Annotated in this window: 24 protein-coding genes; 13 read left to right on the top strand and 11 right to left on the bottom strand. The window is 68.0% G+C overall.

Annotated elements, in window-relative coordinates:
- Window positions 1–82 precede the first annotated feature (82 nt).
- From ASF51_RS03805 to ASF51_RS03790, 4 genes are all read left to right on the top strand, one after another.
- On the top strand, window positions 83–460 hold the full coding sequence (locus ASF51_RS03805) for a hypothetical protein (protein WP_157411992.1): 378 nt from the start codon (window positions 83–85) through the stop codon (window positions 458–460).
- 584 nt (window positions 461–1044) lie between these two features.
- Window positions 1045–1491: a hypothetical protein gene (locus ASF51_RS03800; RefSeq protein ID WP_055925374.1), complete on the top strand. Its 447-nt coding sequence runs from the start codon at window positions 1045–1047 to the stop codon at window positions 1489–1491.
- Between the two features lie 174 nt (window positions 1492–1665).
- Window positions 1666–2142 carry a hypothetical protein gene (locus tag ASF51_RS03795; RefSeq protein ID WP_157411991.1) on the top strand — a complete coding sequence of 159 codons (477 nt, stop codon included), beginning with the start codon at window positions 1666–1668 and terminating at the stop codon, window positions 2140–2142.
- Window positions 2143–2272: 130 nt separating this feature from the next.
- Entirely contained in the window at window positions 2273–2635 is a 363-nt protein-coding gene (locus ASF51_RS03790) for a hypothetical protein (protein WP_055925368.1), read from the top strand.
- 93 nt (window positions 2636–2728) lie between these two features.
- Here the strand turns inward: ASF51_RS03790 and ASF51_RS03785 are convergent, their stop codons facing one another.
- From ASF51_RS03785 to ASF51_RS03770, 5 genes are all read right to left on the bottom strand, one after another.
- A complete protein-coding gene (locus ASF51_RS03785; RefSeq protein ID WP_055925365.1) occupies window positions 2729–3796 on the bottom strand; it encodes an alkene reductase in 1068 nt (355 codons plus the stop codon).
- Between the two features lie 156 nt (window positions 3797–3952).
- Window positions 3953–7087, bottom strand: a complete 3135-nt coding sequence (locus ASF51_RS03780; protein ID WP_157411990.1) for a hypothetical protein — start codon at window positions 7085–7087, stop codon at window positions 3953–3955.
- 191 nt (window positions 7088–7278) lie between these two features.
- Complete coding sequence (locus tag ASF51_RS18925; RefSeq protein ID WP_157411989.1) at window positions 7279–7449, bottom strand: hypothetical protein; 171 nt, start codon at window positions 7447–7449, stop codon at window positions 7279–7281.
- An 84-nt stretch (window positions 7450–7533) separates the two neighbouring features.
- Window positions 7534–8343: an ABC transporter permease gene (locus tag ASF51_RS03775; RefSeq protein ID WP_055925359.1), complete on the bottom strand. Its 810-nt coding sequence runs from the start codon at window positions 8341–8343 to the stop codon at window positions 7534–7536.
- Window positions 8340–9230, bottom strand: a complete 891-nt coding sequence (locus tag ASF51_RS03770) for an ABC transporter ATP-binding protein (protein WP_235497127.1) — start codon at window positions 9228–9230, stop codon at window positions 8340–8342. Before ASF51_RS03770 ends, ASF51_RS03775 begins: the two co-directional genes overlap by 4 nt.
- A 118-nt stretch (window positions 9231–9348) precedes the next feature.
- Here ASF51_RS03770 and ASF51_RS03765 point away from each other — a divergent pair, with 118 nt between their 5' ends.
- The 4 genes from ASF51_RS03765 to ASF51_RS03750 all read left to right on the top strand — a co-directional run bounded on the left by ASF51_RS03765 (window position 9349) and on the right by ASF51_RS03750 (window position 12123).
- Complete coding sequence (locus ASF51_RS03765; RefSeq protein ID WP_235497126.1) at window positions 9349–10296, top strand: PfkB family carbohydrate kinase; 948 nt, start codon at window positions 9349–9351, stop codon at window positions 10294–10296.
- Window positions 10297–10298: 2 nt separating this feature from the next.
- On the top strand, window positions 10299–11180 hold the full coding sequence (locus ASF51_RS03760; protein ID WP_235497125.1) for an LssY C-terminal domain-containing protein: 882 nt from the start codon (window positions 10299–10301) through the stop codon (window positions 11178–11180).
- Window positions 11177–11677, top strand: coding sequence for a hypothetical protein (locus tag ASF51_RS03755; protein ID WP_055925354.1), 501 nt, complete (start codon window positions 11177–11179; stop codon window positions 11675–11677). The genes ASF51_RS03760 and ASF51_RS03755 overlap by 4 nt, the downstream gene beginning before the upstream one ends.
- A 152-nt stretch (window positions 11678–11829) precedes the next feature.
- Window positions 11830–12123 carry a hypothetical protein gene (locus ASF51_RS03750; RefSeq protein WP_055925350.1) on the top strand — a complete coding sequence of 98 codons (294 nt, stop codon included), beginning with the start codon at window positions 11830–11832 and terminating at the stop codon, window positions 12121–12123.
- On the opposite strand, the gene ASF51_RS03745 is transcribed toward ASF51_RS03750, so the two are convergent.
- Both ASF51_RS03745 and ASF51_RS03740 read right to left on the bottom strand, forming a co-directional pair.
- Entirely contained in the window at window positions 12102–12623 is a 522-nt protein-coding gene (locus tag ASF51_RS03745) for a methylated-DNA--[protein]-cysteine S-methyltransferase (protein WP_055925347.1), read from the bottom strand. The genes ASF51_RS03750 and ASF51_RS03745 overlap by 22 nt on opposite strands.
- Window positions 12620–14191, bottom strand: coding sequence for a DNA-3-methyladenine glycosylase 2 family protein (locus ASF51_RS03740; protein WP_055925344.1), 1572 nt, complete (start codon window positions 14189–14191; stop codon window positions 12620–12622). The genes ASF51_RS03745 and ASF51_RS03740 overlap by 4 nt, the downstream gene beginning before the upstream one ends.
- Before the next feature lie 144 nt (window positions 14192–14335).
- Here ASF51_RS03740 and ASF51_RS03735 point away from each other — a divergent pair, with 144 nt between their 5' ends.
- A complete protein-coding gene (locus ASF51_RS03735) occupies window positions 14336–15028 on the top strand; it encodes an SDR family oxidoreductase (RefSeq protein WP_055925341.1) in 693 nt (230 codons plus the stop codon).
- Between the two features lie 77 nt (window positions 15029–15105).
- Here the strand turns inward: ASF51_RS03735 and ASF51_RS03730 are convergent, their stop codons facing one another.
- Window positions 15106–15879 carry an isocitrate lyase/phosphoenolpyruvate mutase family protein gene (locus tag ASF51_RS03730; protein WP_055925339.1) on the bottom strand — a complete coding sequence of 258 codons (774 nt, stop codon included), beginning with the start codon at window positions 15877–15879 and terminating at the stop codon, window positions 15106–15108.
- Between the two features lie 44 nt (window positions 15880–15923).
- Window positions 15924–16859, bottom strand: coding sequence for a rhodanese-related sulfurtransferase (locus tag ASF51_RS03725; protein WP_055925336.1), 936 nt, complete (start codon window positions 16857–16859; stop codon window positions 15924–15926).
- Between the two features lie 153 nt (window positions 16860–17012).
- Here ASF51_RS03725 and cysK point away from each other — a divergent pair, with 153 nt between their 5' ends.
- Complete coding sequence (cysK, locus tag ASF51_RS03720) at window positions 17013–17948, top strand: cysteine synthase A (RefSeq protein ID WP_055925333.1); 936 nt, start codon at window positions 17013–17015, stop codon at window positions 17946–17948.
- Between the two features lie 45 nt (window positions 17949–17993).
- Window positions 17994–18584 carry a serine O-acetyltransferase EpsC gene (gene epsC / locus ASF51_RS03715; protein WP_200920298.1) on the top strand — a complete coding sequence of 197 codons (591 nt, stop codon included), beginning with the start codon at window positions 17994–17996 and terminating at the stop codon, window positions 18582–18584.
- A gap of 160 nt (window positions 18585–18744) precedes the next feature.
- Here epsC and ASF51_RS03710 read toward each other — a convergent pair whose 3' ends face one another.
- On the bottom strand, window positions 18745–19380 hold the full coding sequence (locus ASF51_RS03710) for a LysE family translocator (protein WP_055925329.1): 636 nt from the start codon (window positions 19378–19380) through the stop codon (window positions 18745–18747).
- A gap of 176 nt (window positions 19381–19556) precedes the next feature.
- Window positions 19557–20522: an acetylxylan esterase gene (locus ASF51_RS03705; RefSeq protein WP_055925326.1), complete on the bottom strand. Its 966-nt coding sequence runs from the start codon at window positions 20520–20522 to the stop codon at window positions 19557–19559.
- Between the two features lie 158 nt (window positions 20523–20680).
- Between ASF51_RS03705 and ASF51_RS03700 the strand changes: the two genes are divergently transcribed.
- The gene (locus tag ASF51_RS03700; RefSeq protein WP_055925323.1) at window positions 20681–22414 is read left to right on the top strand and encodes an AMP-binding protein; all 1734 of its coding nucleotides are present in this window, start codon (window positions 20681–20683) and stop codon (window positions 22412–22414) included.
- On the top strand, window positions 22411–23451 hold the full coding sequence (locus ASF51_RS03695) for an enoyl-CoA hydratase/isomerase family protein (RefSeq protein WP_055925320.1): 1041 nt from the start codon (window positions 22411–22413) through the stop codon (window positions 23449–23451). The genes ASF51_RS03700 and ASF51_RS03695 overlap by 4 nt, the downstream gene beginning before the upstream one ends.
- Window positions 23452–23457: the final 6 nt, after the last annotated feature.

The following is a 23457-nucleotide window of genomic DNA, read 5'->3' as shown; positions in this document are numbered from 1 at the left end:
CCGCTCCGCTATCCACGCCATAGTAAGAGGCGTAACAAGTAGGGGCTCCGACATCATCTTCATAAACTGATCGGCTCATGTCGTGGCGAAGTTCAAGAAGGACCATCCTGGGGAAATCTTTCCCTTCGACATCGAAGGCTGCTCCAGATTTGTCGATGGAGCCACCTGCCGACTGATTGAGGCCGCACCGATTGAAGGCAACGGAGACGTTCGTGTGAACACCACCCCGACAAGTGTCCTGTTCACAGTGACATCGAACGACTACTTCGCCGCACCCGGGTCGACCATCGGTTTCGAGATCATACGAAAAACAGACGGCCTCTACTTGGTCCAGACTGGTGACGCTACGGCGACGAACATCTTCGTAACCACTGGTGTGAATGCCGGTATTGCCGCATACGCCTGGGAGGTTCAAGCCGCGAATTTACGCCAAGCGATCCTCAAGTACGGGAATAACTAAATGCGATCGTTATGTCTCTACCGAAAAACGTTTGTTAGTTCGGTCCTCTTCTTTGGACTGATGGCTGGTTCCATCGCGGCCGTTTGCTTCCAGCTCATCTACGTTCCGATTGTGAACGACTTACGAATCACGGTGGCGTTTTTTGGGGCATCTTCTTTCTGCTATTCGAAGTGCCGGTTGGAGCGATCGTTGGAGCGTTGCTTGGTCTGGTCGTGGGTGGAGTGAATGCGCTTCTGTCTCCACAATCGCACATAGCAAAACGCATCCTCTTAGCAGGATTCCTTTCTGCGATAACTCTCACAGCGCTACTCAGCGCGGCTGAGCTGCTAATACCGGGAGAAGGCGGCTTTTCAGTTACGTTCTACGCGTCAGTTGTAGTCATTGTGGGGCTAGTCTTTGGAGCCTTCACATGGGGCTATTTCCGGCGGGCTGAGTTTGCCGCCGGGGGCGACAACTGACTGCGCGTAACACCGCTTGCCAAGAGTTGTCGTGCAGAAAGCGGATGGAAAGTGTGCCTCATTGCTTGGAAACGCAACCGGCGAAGCTTCGAGAAGCAATCTCGAAGTACGGAACGTAGTCCCCAAGTGCTGAGATTCTTTTTGAAGCAACGACTGTGGGTGTTCCTTCTGATGAGCGGGTTCGCGTTGGGTGGGATCGCCGGAGTTGTTCTTCAGCTGGTGGTCACGTTTAGTTCGTCCACCTTCAGGCCCGCGATGGCGCTCTACGGGCTGTCATTTCTTCTCATCGAAGTGCCGGTAGGAGCCGTGCTCGGGCTGATAGCCGCCAGCATTCCGGCCATGTTCTCCCTCGTGTTTGCGGGCGGCAGTCGCCCTGGTCTAGCGATCGTCGTCTTGGGACTAGCGGGCTTCTTGGGAGGTGTCCTGTTCGAAGTGCTGGTCCGGCTCCTATTAGCGGCCGACGACTCTCCAACCGCTCCGATCTTGATCGCCGGTGCATTTTCAAGCGCACTGATTGTGCTCTTGCAGCAACTGCACAGACACCAGACCCCGGGTAAGCGTCTGGATGATTAAGAATGCTGCAGCCCGACGCAGGATCGAACTTCGTTTCACGTCACCGCGTGCACTATTGTCGAGACGTTGGGGGAAATGATCGGCAGGGGTCACTTCAATGCTCTCAACGTCCGGTTCGCTGTCGCCGTTCGGGCACCGTGCGCGCCCGCTGCTATTCGCAGTGGCTGTCGCAGCATGACCGAGTACCCTCCACGTCGGCTACGTGTGGCGTTGATCTCCTTCATGACCGCAGCGAGCGGTGCTGGCTTGCTGATCTGGGCCATGATCGGCACTGTCTACGGCAGCGGTGCCACCTACATCAATCTCTATCTTGGCTTTGCCTTCGCGTTGTTCCTCCCGTCGTTGTTCGCAGGAATGGTCGCAGCCATGGGAGCCATCGCTGCCATGAATATGACCTCTCGCTGCGGGTGGGTTTCAGAGACAGTGCGCGCGGGCCTCGGCGCGTTCGTCGCCTATGCGGCGACATCACTCGCTGTGATGTGGGGTCTGACCCAAGGACTCTTTCCGGCCTGGGTCGCGCTGGTGTCGGCCCTCGTTCTCGGATTGGTGGCGAGCGCCATCGTCTACATGTGGCGACACAACGAAGGGGAACAGTTCGACGTAGCTAGGAACGGGAACTCACCCGTGCCGGACGGTGGTCTGGACTCGTGAACGCATCCGTCAGTAGGCCGCATCGGGTCAAGGGAGTCCTGACCGGGTGGGGTGCGACGTTGGATCAGCGCAGAGGCGAGACCCACGGCGGACGAATCACGAATTCCTCATGTGGGACAGAAACGTCCCGATGATCGCCGTCTTCGCCCTCATGTTCACTGTGCCATCCATGGTCGCCCTCGTCTGGCTCATCCTGCTCGTCGCGAGCCCGGACGTTCTCCGGCAGAAGTGGATCTACATCGCATCGCTTCGGGTGGGTCTCATGTGCGGCGTGGCCGTAGCAATATGCATCTACTCGCCAGGGTGGTCCCTTGTGCTCGGATCTGAGGCCGACGAGTGGCGCGGCTTCTATGGCTACATTCTCGCGTTCAACGCGATCGGCGGCACCGCGGTCACGCTCGGAGCATGGGCGTTGTCGCCTCTTCTCGGACGGCCAGCTCGCGTCTCCGGCGAGGCCGCCCAACCCGGAGAATCGCATTACAGGGCCGATTGACGACACTCCGTCGATCCAGCGAAGAAACGCCGACGGCGGCGCGGTTAATCCTGTTGAACAACAACGCCGCGCCGCCCCCGCCACAGTCGCGCCCTACAGCGTCGGGTAGTCCGTGTACCCGACCGGTCCGGCTCCGTAGAACGTCTTCGCGTCGGGCTCGTTGAGCTCCGCCTCGTCGCGCCAGCGGCGCACCAGGTCGGGGTTCGCGAGCAGCGCGCGGCCCACGACGACTGCGTCGGCGAGTCCGTCGTTCACCAGGCCGTGGGCCTCCTCGCGGGTGGTCGGAGTCGTGAATCCGTTGTTTAGAATGACCGCGCCGCCGAAGCGTCCGCGCAGGTCCTGGACGAGCGACGAAGCGGGCTCGGGGTGCAGGATGCTCAGGTACGCGAGGCCGAGCGGTGCGATCGCGTCGACGAGCGCCTCGTAGGTGAGGCGGGTCTCCTCGGCGTCCTTCTCGAAGACGTCCTGGATGTTGCGCTCGGGTGAGATGCGCACGCCCACCCGGTCGGCTCCGATCTCGCGGGCGACGGCGGCGATGACCTGGGCGCCGAATCGGGCGCGGTTCTCGGGGGAGCCGCCGTAGGCATCCGTTCGCGTGTTGCTCGTGGGCGACAGGAACTGGTGCAGCAGGTACCCGTTCGCGGAGTGCACCTCGACGCCGTCGAGCCCGGCTTCGACGGCACGGCGGGCCGCGGCCACGTGCTCCTCGACGATGCGCGCGATGTCGCCTTCAGTTGCGGCAGTGGGCACGGGGTACGGGAACGCGCCGTCGGGGGTGCGCACCTCGCCCTCGATGGCGGTGGCGCTGGGCGCGTAGATCGTGAGTCCGCTGTTGATGAGCGGATGCGTGACCCGGCCCGCGTGCATCAGCTGCATGACGATCAGGCCGTCTTCATCGTGCACGGCGGCGGCCACGCGGCCCCAGCCCTCGGCCTGCTCCTCGGTCTCGATGCCCGGCTGGCCGGGGTAGGCCTGGGCGCCGGCCGAGGTGAACGTTCCCTCGGTGATCAGCAGGCCGGCCGTGGCGCGCTGCGCGTAGTGAAGGGCGATGAGCTCGCCGGGAACGCCGTGCTCCTCGGCACGCAGGCGCGTGAGCGGTGCCATGACGACGCGGTTGTCGAGGTCGAGCGAGCCGAGCGAGATGGGGGAGAAGAGCTGCACGAAATGCTTCTTTCGGTCGAGAACGTGTGAATCCGAGGCTAGAGCGCCTCTCTGGCAAACACGTCTGTGTGACGAATTCATTCCGCATGACCAGAAAGGGGGCCCGTGTTCGCACAGATGTGCAAACACGGGCCCCTCAGTCAGCGGCGGCCGACGCTAGTCGCGCGACACCGCCTGCGCCCTGCGCCGGTACATCACGAACAGGATGCCTCCGGCCAGCAGCACGGACGCGGCCAGCGCCCAGCCGGTCACCTGCAGGCCGGTGGCCGCCAGGTTGCCGGATGCCGCATCCCGGCTCGAGCCCGAGCCCGCCGGCACCGAGGTGCCGCCGTCGCCGTCGCCCGAGCCCGAGCCCGAGCCGGAGCCTGGGGTGCCGGGGTCGGTGCCGGGCGTTCCCGGGTCGGTGCCCGGATCGGTCGGGGTGACCGGAGCATCCGGATCGAGCACCTCGAAGGCGGCGGCGAGCGTACGCGCCGAGCCGTAGCCCGTGGCGGTGTACTCGTGGGTGCCGAACTCGGCATCCGCGGGAACCACCGTCTCGAACGAGACCGTTCCGTCGGCGCTCACGAGCTGGCCGAGGGCGACCGGCTCCGAGTGGAACACGAAGTCGACCGCTTCGCCGGCGCGGAAGCCTGCTCCGGTGACGACGACCGGGGTGCCGGGAACCGCGGAGGCCGGTGTGACCGTGAGCGTTCCGGTGCCGGAGAGGGCCTCGGCGCACGCGTCGCCCTGCGTTCCGACGGGCGGCACCGAGTCGGCGGGGAGGCCCGCCGGCGTGACCACACCGTCGTCTTCGCGAACGATGATCTTGCCGAACGAGTCGCCGATCGTGACGCCCTGCTGCGTGTTCGTCACGTTCGTGATGAACGAGGTCGTCGCACTGCGGCTGGCGATCGAGTCGCCCTGCACGGGAACGCTGATGACCTTGCACTGCTCACCGGGCGCGAAGTCGACCTTCTGCATGGTCGGCAGCACCTGGTTGGCGGCGCGCACTCCGATCGCCGAGACGTAGACCGACGAGGCCTCCTCCGCGGCGCGGGAGAGAACCACGGGCAGGTCGACCGAGCCGACACCCGCACCCTCCTCCACCTTCACATCGGGCATGGATGCGACGGGTCGGGTCGACAGCTCGGGCGTGCCGACCGTGGCCGCATCCTGCAGCGTGAGGTCGGAGAGCAGGACGCCGCCGACCTCCCGGGGCGCCGTGAAGCGCACCTGGCGGATGTCGGTGAGGTCTGCGCCAACGAACGACTCGACGGGAATCGCGATCTGCTGCAGCAGGACCTTGCGCAGCGGGTCGGTCGACCCGGGCAGCACGGTGAGCGCGTCGCCGAACTGCGAGGCGGTGACCGAAGCCGATCCACCAGAACCGTCGACGATCGTCACCGTGAGCTCGGTGCTGCCAGCGATCGCGACCGAGTCGTCGGGCGAGACGCGGAACGATAGGCTCTCGTGCGCCGAGAAGTCGGCGGCATCCGACGGCACGACGACTCGCAGCTCACCCGCGGCGGCGGTGTTCGATGCCGGCGCCGTGTAGGTGAAGTGCATCGACGGCGTGGACGGAACGGAGGTGGCCCGACCGTTTCCGTACGGCGCACTCAGGAAGCCGTAGTCCGGGGCCTGCGCGAATCCGAGTTTCGTCACGCAGTAGGGCAGCGTGGCCGGCACCTCGAGCGGGCTCATGCTCTCGCACGTCGCGTAGGTTCCCGCTCCGACGACCTGAACGGTGGTGTCGGTCGTGTCGAAGTTGGTGATGTCGACACGGTTGGATGCGGGCAGGGTCGCCGAGACGCGAACGTCGGCGCGACCGGCCGACTCGGGCTTCGCGTCGGATCCGTCGAACATCGGCAGGAACTGCTGCTCGTCGCCGAGGGTGAGGCGGAAGAATCCCGAGATATAGGCGTTGCCGGCGGCATACTGCTCGTCGGCGTTCAAACGACTCGGGGCGCTCGCTCCGCAGGTGGGGTCGGTCTGGTTGCGGTCCATGGCCGACCAGTCGTCGCTGGTGGCGACGGGGTACTTGCCCGGCGTCCACGCCGTGTTGAAGTAGTTGTGGTTCGTTCCCATGATCAGAACAGAGGAGCGGAGCACGTCGTCGTCGTACGCGTGGCGCGAGTCGTTGATGTACTTCTGGCCCATCTGGTCTTCGACGTCGCCGTCGCAGTAGGGCAGAACGACGGCGGTCGTGACACCGGGAACCGTCATGCGCGTGTAGTCGGTCGGCGCGAGCGGAAGGACGCTCGTGATGCCGAACGGCTCGCCCTGCTCGGCGTTCAGCAGCGCGGCGCGCATCACGCCCTCGCCTCCGCGCGAGTGGCCCATGAGGCCCACGTTGTCGAGGTCGAGCCGGCCGGTGAGCGAGGCGCTGAGACCTGCGGCCGTTCCGGCGTTGGCCTGACGCAGCAGCGACAGGTGGTCCATCACGAGCTGTGCGCGGGCGGCCGCGCCGGTGTCGTCGGCGAGCGAGCCGTCGAGCGCGTTGATGGCGTTGGCCGAGATCGAGACTACGGCGTAGCCCTGCGAGGCCAGCATGGTGGCGGCGTCGTTGTAGCCGAGGTAGCTCTCGACGTCGACCTGACCGGCGTAGCCCGTTGCCGGGTCGGCGGGGTAGCAGGGCCAGGCGCGGGCGACCGCTCCCTGCGGAATGGCGCCGGCGCACGAGGTGTGCCGACCGTGCAGGAAGACGACGACGGGCCGCTCGCCCGTGGCGCCGACCGGCATGAACACGGCCGCGCGGATCTCGCCCTTGCGGTTGAAGTCGCGCAGCTCGACCGCCTCGTCGCCGAGGTCGTAGTCGTCGCGCTCCACGGCGTAGGGCCCGGATGCCGTGGGGTCGGCATCGAGCACGGGTGCGACGGTCGGGGCGGCCAGGCTGCCGACCTGACGGGATGCGGCGCCCGAGCGGTCGGCGGCCGAGTCGTCGGCGGCCGGGTCGCCCGATCCGGACCAGCCCTGGCTGACCGAGGTCGCGGTAAGCACGCTGTCGTCGGCGGTCGTCACCGTCAGGGTCAGGCCGTCGAGCGAGGTGGTGGCCATGCCGAGTTCGACGCCGTCGGCCCAGAGGGTCGGGTAGTCGCTGCGGATCTCGATGGGCTCGGCGAGGGTCTTCGTGACCTCGTAGCCGCCGGGAACCTCGGTGATGGTCCAGTCGTCACCGCTGATGGCGACGGGGGCGACATCCTGCGTCACTCCGGCCGCAAAGGCGGGAACGCTGGCGAAGGCGGGTGTTGCTGCGATGAAGAACGCCGTGGCTATGGCCACGGCTCTCCACGGGCGCGCTGAGATGGACAAGCTGCTCCTGAGGTGAGAGGGGTCGGATGACCCGCCTCACGCCCCGATGCGCAGTCCCCCCGGTGCGGAGCGTGCAATCGGCCCGCCGGTGGGTCGACCACACACTATCCGGCAGATTCACAGCAAAAAGCGCGCGAAATCAGATCGAAACACGAAGTTAACGAGGCACTCGATCAGGGAGCGCCCAGAGCTCAGAGGCGGGGGCCGTCGCCCTCGAGCACCTCGGGGTCTTCGTCGTCGTCGACCTCGACGCGCTCATCGGGGTCGATCGTCGTCGGCACGTCGAGCTCGTCGACCTCGAGGTCGACCTCCCGCTCGTCGTCGGGGTCGGGCTCGAACAGGGGATCAGTCGTGCTGCTCACGGTGAGCTCCTCTCGTCGGTGCTGCTCCTTCCATCCTGCGCGCGCCGCCGCGATGCTGCAAGCGCGCCCGGCGCCGAGCGTCGATCAGGTGACGTCGCGGCGCCAGCTTGTGAACCAGCCCAGCACGCTCACGAGAACGGCGATGCCGAGAAGCACGAGGCCGCCCTGCCACCACTCGAGCATGGTGCCGCCGCCGCCTCCGGCGAGCGCGAAGAAGCTCGCACCGACCAGCGCATCGCTGGCGGCACCGGGAAGGAACTGGCCGATCTGCGCCGTCCAGTCTGCGATCGACGAGGCCAGTCGCAGAATGGGCTCGATGAACTGAGTGAACGCGAGCACGATCACGATCGCGGCCACCTGACTGGGAACGAGCACCCCGAGACCGACCCCGATGGCCGACCAGAGCGCCATGGCCAGAACGGAGCGGCCCACGAGTGCCCACGTGTCGGGGTCGCCCAGCTGCGGATCGATGCCGAACGCCAGCAGAAGCCCGGCGCCCGCTCCCACCGCCGCGACCATGGCGAGCACGCCGTAGAGTGCGCCCGCGCCCGTGAGCGCCACCAGCTTCGCCACGAGCACGCGGCCGCGCCGTGGGGTGGCGAGGAAGGTCGGCGTCAGCGTCTGATGCCGGAACTCGTTCGTGGTGGCCAGAGCTCCGAGCAGCACCGCGAACACGTAGCCCAGAGTGGGCCCGAAGCTGTAGATGAGCGGCGCCAGGCTCTCGCCGGAGATCGACGGGCCGTTCGTGGCGTCGCCGAGCCCTCCGAACAGCGCTGCAGCTCCGCCCGCGCACACGGCGACGTACGCGACCATGATGATCGCAAGGATCCACCACAGGCGGGTGGAGGTGATCTTGGTGACCTCTGACTGAAGGGCTCCGCCGAAACTGCTCACAGCGCCCCCTCCTCTCCGACGAGGTGCAGAAAGCTCTCTTCGAGGCCCACGCGCTTTTGCGACAGGGCCGTCACGGCAATGCCCGCGGCGAAGGCGATGCGCCCCACATCGGCGGCCTCCGCGTCGGCGACCAGGACGCCGCCGCGCAGCGGGCTCACGGTGTAGCCGGCGGCCTCGAGCGCCGCGGCCAGAACCTGGCGATCCGTCGCATCCACGATCACCTGCTTCTGCTCGCTCTGGTCGAGGCTGGCGAGCGACCCCCGATGGATGAGCCGGCCGTGCGACACGATGACGACCTCGTCGACGCTCTGCTGCACCTCGCTGAGCAGGTGCGACGAGATGAGCACGGTGCGACCCTCGTCGGCGAGTTCGCGAAGCAGAAGGCGGATCCATTTGATGCCCTCGGGATCGAGGCCGTTGATGGGCTCGTCGAGCACGAGGACGCGGGGGTCACCGAGCAGCGCGAATGCGAGCCCGAGACGCTGCCGCATGCCGAGCGAGTAGCCGCCGACCCGGCGATCGCCGTAGGCGCCGAGGCCCACCCGGTGCAGAACGAGCTGCACGCGCTCGCGGTCGATTCCCGCTGACTGGGCGTAGATGCGCAGGTGGTTGGCGGCGCTGCGGCCGGGATGGAAGCTGGCCGCCTCGAGCGCTGAACCCACGGTGGCCAGGGGCGACGGCAGGTCGCGGTATGCGGTTCCGCCGAAGGTCGCAGAGCCCGATGTCGGTCGCACGAGACCCAGCAGCATGCGCAGGGTCGTGGTCTTGCCCGCCCCGTTCGGACCGAGGAAACCGGTGACCTGCCCCGGCTCGACCGTGAACGACAGATCGGAGACCGCCTGCACCTGCCCGAAGGTCTTCGTGAGGCTGCTGAACTCGATCGTCACGCCCGCGCTCATAGTCGGACTTCTGCGCGCGGGCGTGGATCGAATAGTCGAGGCATCCACACCACCCTATTCGGGTGCGCGTGAGAAGTCACCGGTAATAGAGTGTGCATCCAGAGGCTTGTCGAACGAGAAGGTGCACGCGATGGTGGATGCGACGGGTTCCGTTGTGGTGATCGGCGACGCTCTTATAGACGAGTTCCGCACCCCGGAGGGCTCCGAGGATTTCGTTGGCGGCGCGGCCCTGAACGTGGCCGTCGGACTGGCCCGCCTGGGCGTCGCGACAACGCTCGTGGCGATGGTCGGAGACGACGCAGACGGCGAGAAGATCCGCGCCTTCCTCGGCGACTACGGCGTCGAGCTCATCGCCACTCCGAGCCCCCGCGGCACCGCCCGCGCCATCTCCGACCGAACAGACGGGGAGCCGCGCTACAGCTTCAACGAGGCGTCGGTCGAGCGCTTCATCGAGGTCGACGACCGAGTTCGCCACGCGATCGATGCGGCGCCGTTCGTGGTGGTGAGCTGCCTGCGCTTCGACTCGGCCGAGCAGGTCGAGCTGCTCTTCAGCGCCGTCTCCGATCCGCAGACCCGGCTTCTGATCGACCCGAATCCGCGCGAGGGCATGCTGCACTCCGCCCACGACTTCGTCGCCAACTTCGAGCGCGTCGCGTCGACGGCGTTGCTCGTGAAGGTCGGCGACGAAGATGCGGCCCTGCTCTACAACGCGTCGCTGCCGATGCTCACCGAGGGGCTCATGGCGACCGGCTCGCAGACGGTGCTGTCGACGGCGGGGCGCGACGGCGCATCCATCGCCACCGCGTCGGGAATCCTCGTGCACCAGCCCATCACGCTGATGTCGGAGCCGGTGGTCGACACGATGGGCGCCGGCGACTCCACCCTGGCGAGTGTCGCGGCCAGTCTCGTCGAGGCGCGTGAGCGGGGCGGGCTGCCCGAGACCGTCGACGAGTGGCAGGCGGTTCTCGAGCGTGCCATGGCCGTGGCGGCCGCGACCTGCCGAACGAAGGGCGCGCTGCTGCAGCTGCCTCCCTCTGCAACGCTCCCGGTGTAGCCGTGTCGACGCCGCTCGACGAGCTCGAGGCCGACGAGCGCGACGCGCATCCTGATTCCGTGCGCCAGCGCATCGGAATCGTGCGCATGGTCGATCGCGCCTTCTTCGTGTTCGGCACAGTGGCGACGGGATGGCTCGGCTACCTGCTCGTGACCGAGTCGTTCACCCGCGGCTGGCAGAACCTCTGGTTCATCGTGATCTTCTGGGCCGTGCTGGCCTACCTGCTGCTGCCGCGCATCCACACCCTGCTCACCGTGATCTACGTGCCCGACTACTTCATCGGTCGTGCCCGCACCCGTGAGGGCCTGCTCGGAGACCCCGTGAACCTCTCGCTGTTCGGCAGCGCCGAGCAGGTGCACGCCGCGATGGAGGCGGCCGGCTGGACGCGCGCCGACGAGGTGAGCCTGACCTCGGGGTGGCGCATCGTGATGTCGACGATCATGCGACGCAGCTACTCGGATGCGCCGGTGAGCCCGCTCTACCTGTTCGGCAACATCCAGGACTTCACCTACCAGCAGGAGGTCGCGGGCAACCCGGCGCAGCGTCACCACGTGCGGTTCTGGCGGGCGCCGGAGGGCTGGCTGCTGCCCGGTGGAATCGCCACGCAGTGGCTGGCGGCCGGAACCTACGACCGCAGCGTGGGCCTGTCGCTGTTCACCCTGCAGGTCACGCACAAGATCGACGCCGACACCGATGTGGAACGCGACCACATCGTGTCGACCGTCACGGCGGCCAACCCTGCCGCGGTCGTCACCGTCATCCGCAATTTCTCGACCGGCTACCACGCCGTGAACGGCGGGGGCGATGCCATCGTGACGGATGGCGACCTTCCGCAGATCGACCTGAGGGCGCTGCCCGTCACGCTGCCGGGGGCCGCGTCGTGAAGCGGCCCATCTCGATCTATCTCGGCGTGCTGATGATCCTGCTGCGCACAGTGACCACCGTCGTCACGGCCGTGAACATCGCCCTCGATTGGAAGAAGGTCGACATCTCGCTCGACGCGGGCACCAGCGCCGACATGGAGGCCCTGTCGGGAGCCCTGCTCGTGGGTCTGATGATCTTCTTCGGCGTGGCCGTGGTCATCGACCTGACGGTCGCGGCACTGATCTTCAGGGGAAGCAACCGCGCCCGGTTCGTGGCGATGATCCTGGCCACCGTGCTCGTGCTGGGCTCGGCCGTCGACTTCTTCGCAGACGGCACGTCGTTCACGCTCGAGAACGGCGGGCTGCTCGGCCTGTCGCTCGACATCCTCGTTCTGGTCGCCCTCTCCGATTCGGATGCGCGCGATTTCACGACCGGCAATTCCAACACGCGCAGCGACGCCCGACGCACCAGACGAACGCTGCGTCGCCGAGCGCGTCGACGGCCGCGATCGGCCTAGCGCCGACAGTCAAGTCCCTACCGCACATCCGGGGGGAGGCGTAGTGTCGGCGACACAACACTCCATCTTCACGTCGTCTCCCCCGGACCCGGGATGCGCCGCACCAGGCCCTGCACGGCCCGGCCGCCGCACGTTCCACCGAGGGAAGCCCCATGCAGATCGTTCAGGCTCGTATCGACGGGCAGGCCTTCGTGCTCGCCGTGGGGGTCGATCTCGGCGAACTGCAGGAGCGCATCCTCGAGGCGGCGCGTGTCGGAGCAGGATTCGTGGACCTCGATCTGGTGGGTGGCCGCCGGTTCTCGGTTCTGATCACTCCGGCGATCCCCGTTCGCTTCGAGATGTTCGAGATCGACGACGACGGCATCCCAGACCACGGCCAGCTCTTCTCATCGTTCGACCTCGCCGACCAGTTCGAACTCTTCGATTACGCCGACATCGAGTCCTGAGAAGAAGCCGCGGCCTCTCGGGCGAGGAGCGCGCGCTTCACGGGGATGCCCCAGGCGAATCCGGCGAGACCGCCCGCCGTGTTGACGACGCGGTGGCAGGGCACGAAGAGCGCGGGCGCGTTGCGGGCGCACGCGCTCGCCGCGGCCCGCACGGCGCGGGCGTTGCCGGAGCGCGCGGCCAGCTCGGTGTAGGTGATGGGGGCTCCCGGAGCGATGCGCCGGAGCTCCGTCCACGAGACGGTCTGCAGCGGTGTTCCGAACTGGCGAACCGGAACGGCGTCGATCGCCCGCACGTCGCCGGAGTAGAAGGCCTCGACCGCGTGACCGTTCCGGGATCGCCCGGCCCGCGCATCCGGTCGGTTCTTCGGCGCGAGGCGTGCGAACAGCGCCTCGGCCGCGTCCGTCCAGCCCGACGAGAGCACCCTGCCCTCGTCGTCTTCGAGGATCATGAACGGCCCATCGGGGGTGTCGATGGTGTCGATGAGAGCTGTTGTGGTCATGGGGTCTCCTTCGGAGTACGGGCGGGAGTCTGATTGGGGGCGAGGGTCGGAGCGCGGACCGCCGCCCGCCAGAGGTGCATGCACAGGTAGCTGCGCCACGGCGCGAAGGCGGCGGATTCGGCAAGGAGCGCCGCGTCGGACTGCGCGAAGCCGAGCTCGCGGGCACCCGATCGGATCGCGACGTCGCGGCGGACGAACACGTCGGGGTGTCCGAGCACGCGCATCGCCACGTAGTCGGCCGTCCACGGCCCGATGCCGCGGATCGCGGTGAGCCGGGCCGTCACGTCGTCGCGGGTGTCGGAGAGATCGATCGCGAGCGACCCGTCGGCGAGTGCTGTCGCGACCCGGCGCACCGTGTCGGTTCGAGCGGCAGGGCCGCGGAGGACCTCGTGCGCGTGCTCGGCGATCGCGACCGGGGTGGGAAAGAGGCGCGCGGCGGCCGCATCCGGGGCGTGGTCGCTGCTGTCGCTGTCGCTGTCGTCGCGAGCGTGCGCGATCGAGAGCGGCATCGGCTCGCCGAGCGCGTCGACGAGCCTCGACAACTGCGTACGCGCGGCCGCAACCGTGACCTGCTGGCCGATCAGGGCGCGCATGAGCATCTCGCCCGCGTCGAGAGCACCGGGCACGCGGATGCCGGGCACCCGCGCGACCTGCGCCGCGAGACGTCCGTCGCGCGAGAGCGTCGCATCCACCGCCTGCGGATCCGCGTCGAGATCGAGCAGTCGCCGAACGCGACCGAGGAGGGCGGGCAGGTCTCCGAGATTCTCGAAGCGCACGACCGCGTCTATGCGAGGGCGCCCGGCGACTCGCTCGGGCGCGCTGAGATCGACGTGGGCAGAGCCCCGCGGAAGCCGAACCGTGCGGGCGTACCGGCGCGCGCCGACGGACTCCATTGCCGGCACCGCGCGCGGGGCGAACCAGCCGAAGAGGCCCTCCACATCGAGCGGTTCGCGGTAGGGGAGGGCGAGACGGATCGTGCCGGCGGCGTCTGCCGCTCCGGGCGCAGGGGCCCGGTGCGACCGGGAGCGCAGGGCCGACGGGGTGAGATCGAACACCTCGGTGACGGTGTCGTTGAACTGGCGGATGCTGGAGAAGCCCGAGGCGAAGGCCACGTCGGCCATCGGCATCGTCGTGCCGGTGATCAGTGCGCGGGCGTTCTGCGCACGGTGGGCGCGGGCGAGCGCGATGGGCCCGGCGCCGAGCTCGGCCACGAGAATACGGTTGAGCTGTCGCGCGGAGTATCCGATGCGCCGCGACAGGCCGTCGACGCCGTCGCGCTCCACGACCCCGTCGGCGATGAGGCGCATGGCCCGCGCTGCGACGTCCTCGCGAAGATTCCATTCGGGGCTGCCGGGCGTCGCCTCCGGCAGGCAGCGCTTGCACGCGCGATAACCCGCCAGGTGGGCTGCCGCGCTCGTGGCGTAGAAGGTGACGTTCGACTGCTTCGGCGTGCGGGCCGGACAGCTCGGCCGGCAGTAGATGCCGGTGGTGCGCACGGCGGTGACGAAGCGGCCGTCGAATCGCGCGTCGCGCGACTCGATCACGCGATACCGCTCTCCGAAGTCCATGACTCAACCCTGCCGCATGGCAGAGGAGCCCGCTAGCGGAAATCGGACACGGCGGTGGAGGCTTGCTGGGTCGTGGACACAAGACCGGATGCGCGGAGTTGTCAATGTCTCGGCGCGATGAGCCCCGCGGCCTAGCGTGGGGGCATGACTGAGCTGAGCGGTTCGCGTGTTCTTGTGATCGGTGCGTCGGGCGGGCTCGGGTCGCGCATCGCGAGACGACTTGCCGATGCGGGTGCCATCCTGGCGCTCAGCGGCCGCGACGCCGCACGCCTCGACGCGCTCGACGTGCAGGCCGAGAGGATCGTCGCCGATCTGCGGTCGGAGTCCGGATCCGCATCGGTCGTTGCCGAAGCGGAGAGCCGCCTCGGCGGGCTCGACGCCGTCGTCATCGCGAGCGGAGTCGTGGCGTTCGGCCCGGCATCCGAACTCGACCCCGACACGGCGACCGAGCTGTTCGCGGTCAATGCGCTGTCGCCGATCGACACGATCCGGGCCGCGCTTCCCGCACTCACGCGCAGCGCCGGCGAGGGTCGCAAGCCCGTGGTGGTCAGGATCAGCGGCATCGTGGCCGAAGCTCCCACGGCGGGCCTCGCCGCGTATTCGGCGTCGAAGTCGGCGCTCGCCGCGTTCATGGTCGCGGCCGGGCGCGAGAACCGGCGGGCGGGCATCCGTCTGCTCGACGCGAGGCCCGGGCACACCGAGACGGGGCTCGTGACCCGGGCCATCGCCGGCGCCGCACCCGCGTTTCCTGCGGGACTCGACCCCGACCGCGTGGCCGACGTGATCGTGGAGGCCATCGCATCCGATGCCCGCGACCTGCCCAGCAGCGCCTTCTGAGCGAATCCGCGCCCGATCGGCGCATCCGCCGCCATGCGACCGGCAGCGGATGCGCCTGGTGGGCGCGGATGCGCGCGTCAGTTCAGCGGCTGGGTGCCCTCGGGCAGGTGGCCGCCGGCCAGCAGCTCGCGGGCGGATGCCTGCAGCGCGGTGAGCGCGACACGCTGGGTCCACGGTCCGTACGAGATGCGCGCCACGCCCAGCTGCTCGAGTCGGGCGGGGGTCAGCGAGCCGGGCACGTTGATGACGCTCACGCGGTGCTCGCCGATGCCCTCGACCAGGCGGATGACCGTCTGCTCGTCGAGCAGGCCGGGAACGAAGATGCAGGCGGCGCCCGCGTCGAGGTAGGCGCGGCCGCGCTCGATGGCGTCGGCGATCACATCGTCGAGGGGGCGATCGCCGGCCTTGACGAACGCGTCGGTGCGGGCATTGAGAACGAAGCCCACCTCCTCCTTCTCGGCGGCCCGGGTGACCTCGGCGACGTTCTCCACCGACTCGATGAGCGGCTTCATCTGGTCTTCGAGGTTCGCGCCGACGATGCCCACACCGATGGCCCGGCGCACCGTCTCGCCCGGGTCGCCGTAGCCGGCTTCGAGGTCGGCCGACACCGGCAGGTCGGTCGAGGCCGCGATGCGCCCGACCATGTCGAGCATCAGCTCGAGCGGGATGTTCTCACCGTCGTCGTACCCGAAGGTCGCCGCGATGCTGTGGCTGGCCGTGGCCAGGGCGGTGGTGCCGGGGAGGTCGGCGACCACCCGGGCGCTCGCCACGTCCCAGACGTTGACGACCTGGAGGATCGCACGCTGCTCGTGGAGGTGAAGAAGCTGATGAGCCTTGTCTTTGGTGTTCATGCCGCGAGCCTAGGACGAAAACCCTGTGGATAACTCTGTGGAAACTATCCCGCTATCATGCCGACGTGCTCGGGGCATTCCGGCGCTGAAACCGCAGCGCAGGCAGCGCAGACCACGAGCTGGGTTCGGCACGACACCTCGGTGCAGTTCTGCATGCGGTTCGTGGATGCGCCGCAGCGGTGGCACTGGCCGATCACCGCAGCGTCGGGCGTGAAGTCGATCGAGACGCGGTTGTCGAAGACGTAGAGCGACCCGTTCCAGAGGCCGGAGTCGCCGAAAGTCTCGCCGTAGCGCACGATTCCGCCGTCGAGCTGGTAGACCTCGCCGAAGCCCCGCGACGTCATGAGACTCGACAGCACTTCGCACCGGATTCCGCCTGTGCAGTAGGTAACTACTGGCTTTCCCTTGAGATGGTCGTAGACGCCCGAGTCGAGAACGGCCGCGAATTCGCGCGTGTTCGACACATCCGGCACCACCGCCCCCGCGAATCTGCCGATCTCGGCCTCGAAGGAGTTGCGGCCGTCGAAGAACACGACGTCGTCGCCCTTCTCGGCCACGAGTTCGTGCAGTTGTAAGGGAGTCAGCTTGGTTCCGCCGCCCTTCACCCCCGCATGGTCGACGAGCATTTCGTCGGGAGCGCCAAAACTCACGATCTCGTCTCGCACCTTCACCACGAGCCGCGGAAAGTCGAGACTGACCCCGTGCGGAGCCTGTGGATAACTCTGTGAAGAATCGAGGCCCGATCCTTCGCTCCACTTGACGTCGAGATGCTTGAATGCCGGGTAGTCCCGCGTTTTGCGCAGGTACTTCTTCACGGCTCCGAGCTCGCCGCCGACGGTTCCGTTGATGCCGTGCTTCGAGATGAGGATGCGTCCGCGCAGGCCGAGCGACTCGCACAGGTCGCGCTGCCACAGCCGAATGGCGTCGGGGTCGGCGAGCGGGGTGAACGCGTAATAGAGGACGACCTTCGAGACTGCCACCTGCCGATTTTACGCCGGGGTCGAGAACCCGGCGTCGGTAATAAAGCTGTTAGTTGTCGTAACAATCGCTGGATGCGCCGGGGGAGTCCCTAGGCTTGAGGGGTAGCCCCTCTGCTCGTCGACGAGCTCCCTCGTTCAGATTAAGGATTCGCCATGCCCAGTATCTACAACGACATCACCGAGGTCTTCGGAAACACTCCGCTGGTGCGCCTCAACCGCGTCACCGAGGGGCTCGGCGCCACCGTGCTCGCGAAGCTCGAGTTCTACAACCCCTCCGCCAGCGTCAAAGACCGTCTCGGCGTGGCCATCGTCGACGCCGCAGAGGCGTCGGGCGAACTTCCCCCGGGCGGAACCATCGTCGAGGGCACCTCGGGCAACACCGGCATCGCGCTCGCCATGGTCGGCGCGGCCCGAGGCTACAAGGTGATCCTCACCATGCCCGAGTCCATGTCGAAGGAGCGCCGCACCCTGCTCCGCGCGTACGGCGCCGAGCTCGTGCTCACCCCCGGACCCGAGGGCATGCGCGGCGCCGTCGAGAAGGCGGCCGAGATCGTGGCCAACACCCCCGGTGCTGTGCTGGCCAAGCAGTTCGCCAACGCGGCCAACCCGGCCATCCACCGCGCCACCACCGGCCCCGAGATCTGGAACGCCACCGACGGCGCCGTCGACATCTTCGTCGCCGGCATCGGAACGGGCGGAACGATCACGGGCGCCGGCAACTACCTCAAGGAGCAGAAGCCGGGTCTGCAGGTCGTGGCCGTCGAGCCCGCCGAGTCGCCGATCCTCAACGGGGGAGCACCCGGCCCGCACAAGATCCAGGGAATCGGCGCCAACTTCGTGCCCGAGATCCTCGACCGCGAGGTCTACGACGAGGTCATCGACGTGAACATCACCCAGTCGGTCTCGATGGCTCGCCGCCTGGCCGCAGAAGAGGGAATCCTCGCCGGCATCTCGTCGGGCGCCACCGTCACCGCCGCCCTCGAGCTCGCGGGTCGCCCCGAGAACGCGGGCAAGACCATCGTGGTCGTCGTCGCCAGCTACGGCGAGCGCTACCTCTCGACCGTTCTGTACGAAGACCTGCAGGACTGACCGGATGCCGCCGGTCGCGTTTCGCACGTCGGCCGAGTTCCGGGCGTGACCGCCCGGGGCTCGGTCGTGTTCGCGCGCGCCCGGGAGGACATCGCGACCGCCCGCAGGCGTGATCCCGCATCTCGCTCGCGGCTCGAGGTGCTGCTGAGCTATTCCGGGCTGCACGCGGTGTGGGGCTATCGCGTCGCCCACAGGCTCTGGATGCGCGGCCTGCGTCTGCCCGCACGGCTCGTCTCGCAGTACGTGCGCTTTCTCACGGGCGTGGAGATCCACCCCGGTGCCAGTATCGGGCGCCGCTTCTTCATCGACCACGGCATGGGAGTGGTCATCGGAGAGACGGCTGAGATCGGCGACGACGTGATGCTGTATCACGGGGTCACGCTCGGCGGGCGCAGCACGGCGCGCGAGAAGAGGCATCCGACCCTCGGCAACGACGTGACCGTCGGAGCGGGTGCTGTGCTGCTCGGCGACGTGGTGATCGGCGCGCACTCCGTGGTGGGCGCGCAGGCCGTGGTGGTCAACGACGCCCCCGCGTATTCGGTGATCACGGGCATCCCCGCCGTCGCGAGGCCGCGCGCGCACGCCGCGGAGCCGACCGCGGAGGCGTTCTACACCGACCCGGCGATCTACATCTGACGCCGAGCCGTTCCCTGAGCCTGTCGAAGGGCCTTGGTCTCGACGAACGGACAGCCCGTTCCCTGAGCCTGTCGAAGGGCCTTGGTCTCGGTGAACGGACAGCCCGTTCCCTGAGCCTGTCGAAGGGAAGGCGCCTCGACAGGCTCGACGAACGGGCCCGCTAGCTCTTGTTGCCCGTGAGGGCCAGGCCGCCGCCGAGTCCGATCATCAGAACCCCGCCGGTCGCGCCGAGCCTCGACATGCGACGGGGGTTGGTGGCGAACCAGGTTCGAGCCTGGCCTGCGGTGAGCGCGTAGATGCTGTCGAAGGTCATGGCGAAGACGAGGAAGACCAGGCCCAGCTCGGCCAATTGCAGCGGCAGCGAACCCGCACCCCGATCGACGAACTGGGGAAGGATCGCGACGAAGAACACGATCGACTTGGGGTTCGAGACACCCACGATCACGGCCTCGCCGTAGACCCGCCGCAGCGTGCGCGGGGTGGGGCGGGAGGCGACATCCGACACGTCGTTGCGGTGCCGGATCGCCTGCACGCCGAGGTAGACGAGGTACGCGGCGCCCGCGAACTTGATGATCGTGAATGCCACGATGCTGGAGGCGACGAGCGCGCCGATGCCGGCGGCGACCGCCGCCACCTGAAGAGCCATGCCGCTCGCGTTGCCGACCACGCTGAGCAGGCCCGCTACGCGGCCGAGCGAGAGGGAGCGTCCGATGATGAAGAGAACGCTCGGCCCGGGAAGCGCGGCGAGCGCGAGGGCGGCCAGCGCGAACGCGGCGAGGTTGTCGAGAGGCACCATGAGCCGATGCTAGCGGCGTCTCGACGGGCTCGACGAACGGACTCCCGTTCCCTGAGCCTGTCGAAGGGCGGGCTCGACGAACGGAGTCCCGTTCCCTGAGCCTGTCGAAGGGCGGGCTCGACGAACGGAGTCCCGTTCCCTGAGCCTGTCGAAGGGCGGGCTCGACGAACGGATTCCTACGCGGCGAGGACCTTCTTCAGGAACGCGACCGCCTGCGTCTCGTCTTCGATGCCGCCGCCCTCGTGCCCGTTGAACGCCCACTCGGTGATCTCCTTGGGGCCGCCATACGCGTTGAACGCGGCGTAGACCGTGGAAGCCGGGCACGTGGCATCCATCAGCGCGACCGAGAAGTGCGCGGGCGCCGTCGCCCGACGCGCGTGGCGCACGGCGTCGAAGCTGCCGAGCACCTCGTAGACGGATGCCGCCTGGTCGCGATGGATCCGCAGGTAGTCGACGATCTCGTGGTACGGATACGAGTCGGTGATCAGGGTGGCGCGCCCGAAATCGCAGAGGAACGGCACGAACGCCACCACCGCGGCGAGATCGTCGCGCAGCCCGGCCACGGCCAGCGCGAGACCGCCGCCCTGGCTTCCCCCGGCCACCGCGATGCGCGAGGCATCGACCTGCGGCAGCTGCTTCGCCGCGTCGACGGCGCGCACCGCATCGATGAACAGTCGGCGGTAGTAGTAGTCGTCGCGGTTCTGGATGCCCTTGGTCATGACCCCGGGGATCTGCGGGCCGCCCGTGCCGACATCCGGTGTGTCGCCGACGCTCCACGACGCGCCCTGGCCGCGCGTGTCCATGTGCAGATGCGCGAAGCCGGATGCGACCCAGGTCAGGGACTCCTCGGCCTTTCCGCGCCCACCGCCGTAGCCGACGTAGGTGACGATGGTCGGAAGGGGCTCCGTCGCGTCGGCTGGAACGCGGAGCCACGCCCTCACGTCGGTACCGTCTGCGCCGCGGAAGGTCACATCGAACACGTCGACGATGCTGAGCACACTCTCGACGCGCTCGACACGAACGTCGAGGGGAACTTCGCCTGCTGCAGCCAGAGTCGCCTCCCAATACGCGTCGAAGTCGGCGGGCTCGTCGCCCGCGATCTCGTGGCGGCGAACGGCGTCGAGGTCGGATTCGATCAGCATGGAACTCCTTTGTGCGAGTGACGACTGCGTCGAACATAGCCAAGTCCGTACGTTTGGGGCGACTTGCCGTGCGCACGCGGCTGATTTCCGGCGTGTTCCCTCGAATGTGCGGACTTAGCCGAGGCTCGCAGGCGTCGCGCTCCGCATAAAGTCGAACAATGACGACTGAGGTTTTTCGCGCGGCCCGCGACCAGCTGGTAGACCTGCGCGACGACTACGACACCGCCCGCCGAGACTTCGTATGGCCGGATGTCGGCCCCCGGTTCAACTGGGCGATCGACTGGTTCGACGAGATCGCCAGGGGCAACGACGCCGAAGCCCTCGTGATCGTGGAGGAGGACGGGCGCCGCACCACCCGCACCTTCGACGAGCTGGCCACCCGCTCCGACCTCCTGGGGCACTGGCTCAGCGCTCAGGGCGTCGCGAAGGGCGACACCGTGATGCTCATGCTCGGCAACCAGGTGGAACTGTGGGAGGCGATGCTCGCCATCATGAAGCTCGGCGCCGTCATCCTTCCGACGACAACGGCGATGGGGCCGGCCGATCTCCTCGACCGCGTCGAGCGGGGCGGCGTGCGTCACGTGATCGTGGATGCCGCCGACGCCGCCAAGTTCGATGCCGTGCCGGGGGAGTACACGCGCATTCGGGTGGGCCGAGCGGCGGCCGCGCCAGCGGCATCCGGCTGGCTGGATTTCGATGATGCGTTCGCAGCCAAGCGCGGCCGGCTCCCGCACCCCGGCAACGCGTCGAGCGACACCCTGCTCCTGTACTTCACGTCGGGCACGACCAGCCGCCCGAAGCTCGTCGAGCACAGCCACGTCTCCTATCCGGTGGGGCACCTGTCGACCATGTACTGGCTCGGCCTGCGCCCGGGCGACGTGCACCTGGCGATCAGCTCGCCGGGCTGGGCGAAGCACGCGTGGAGCTGCTTCTTCGCGCCGTGGATCGCCGAGGCCACGATCTTCGTCTACAACTACGCGCGCTTCGACGCGGTGGCGCTCGTCGATCGCATCCGTGAAGAGAAGGTGACCTCGTTCTGCGCTCCGCCCACGGTGTGGCGCATGCTCATCCAGACCGACCTGAGCGCCGGCGCCGGAGAGCTGCGAGAGGCGATCTCGGCGGGCGAGCCGCTGAACCCTGAGGTGATCTCGCGCGTGCGAGAGCACTGGGGCCTCACGATTCGCGACGGCTACGGCCAGACCGAGATGACCGCGGTGGTGGCCAACACTCCCGGCTCCGACATCAAAGACGGCTCGATGGGCCGCCCGCTTCCTGGGTGCCCGATCGTGCTCGTCGACCCGCTGACCGGTCTTCAGGCCGATGAGGGCGAGATCTGCGTCGGCGTGCGCTCGCGTCCGGTGAACCTCATGACCGGCTACGTGGGAGACCCCGCGAAGAACGCCGAGAGCGAGCACGACGGCTACTTCCACACCGGAGACGTGGCCACGCGCGACGCCGCCGGGTATCTCACATACGTGGGCCGAACCGACGACGTGTTCAAGGCATCCGATTACAAGATCAGCCCGTTCGAGCTCGAGAGCGTACTCATCGAGCACCCGGCCGTGGTCGAGGCGGCCATCGTGCCGGCACCGGATGCCGTGCGGCTCGCGGTTCCGAAGGCCTACGTCGTGCTCGCGGCCGGCTTCGACCCGACGGATGCGACGGCGAAGGAGATCCTGCGATTCGCGCGTGAGCGGCTGGCCCCGTTCCAGCGCGTGCGCCGCATCGAGTTCTTCGAGCTGCCGAAGACGATCTCGGGCAAGATCCGCCGGGTCGAGCTGCGCGAGCGCGAGGAGCGGGTCGCCGAGGGCGTCGTCGTCGCGGTGGAGTGGCGCGACGACCAGTTTCCCGAGCTGAAGTCCGTGGGCAACGCGGGAGGGGCGACGTCGTGACGGATGGTGTCGCCGGCGACGACGTTCTCTTCGAGGTTCGTGGCCGCCTCGCGCACATCACGCTGAACCGCCCGCGGGCGATCAACGCGTTGACGCACGAGATGGTCACCGCGATCGGGGAGGCCCTCGATGCATGGGCTCTCGACGAGTCGATCAGCACAGTCCTGCTCACGGGAAACGGCGCCCGCGGTCTCTGCGCGGGCGGCGACGTGACCCAGCTGCACGCTCGTGTTGCCGACGACGACGTGTCGGCGGCCGTCGGCTTTCTGCGCGACGAGTACCGGGTCGACAAGCTGATCGCCCGCTACCCGAAGCCGTTCGTGGCGATCATGAACGGCTTCGTGCTGGGCGGCGGCATCGGCCTCTCGGGCCATGCCTCGCACCGGGTGGTCACCGACGACTCGGCGCTCGGCATGCCCGAGGTCAGCATCGGCCTCACGCCGGACGTCGGCGGCAGCTGGCTGCTCAGCCGCGCTCCCCGAGAGCTGGGCACCTACCTCGCACTCACCGCACGCACCGCCTCGGCGGCGGACGCGATCGAGCTGGGGCTCGCAGATGCGTTCATTCCGGCGGACCGACTTCGCTCTCTCGTGGCGTCGCTCGAAGACCTGCCCGCCGACGAGGCCGTGGCCGCCCTGCGTGCCGAGCCGCCGCGGGGCGCCCGCGCATCCGGCGATCTGGTGTCTGACGCGTCGTGGATCGAGCCGGCCTTCGCGCACGACACCGTCGGCGAGATTCTGGATGCCCTGGCGGCGACACCCGAGTCGGCGGCGGCAGAGACCGCTGCGCTCATCAAGACGAAGTCGCCCACGGCGGTGGCGGTGACGCTCGAGTCGCTGCGTCGCGCTCGCGAGCTGCCCACCGTCGAGGCCTGCTTCGACCAGGAGCTTCGGATCATGGCGCACGCCCTGGCGCACCCCGACTTTCGCGAGGGAGTGCGCGCGCAGGTAATCGACAAGGACCGCACACCGCGGTGGGCGCCGGCGACTCTCGAGGAGGTTTCGCCGTCGACCGTCGCGTCGTTCTTCGAGGTCTAGCCGCTG

This window comes from Agreia sp. Leaf283 (assembly GCF_001422485.1).
Taxonomy (GTDB): Bacteria; Actinomycetota; Actinomycetes; order Actinomycetales; family Microbacteriaceae; genus Agreia.
This window is presented reverse-complemented; position numbering and strand designations above follow the sequence as displayed.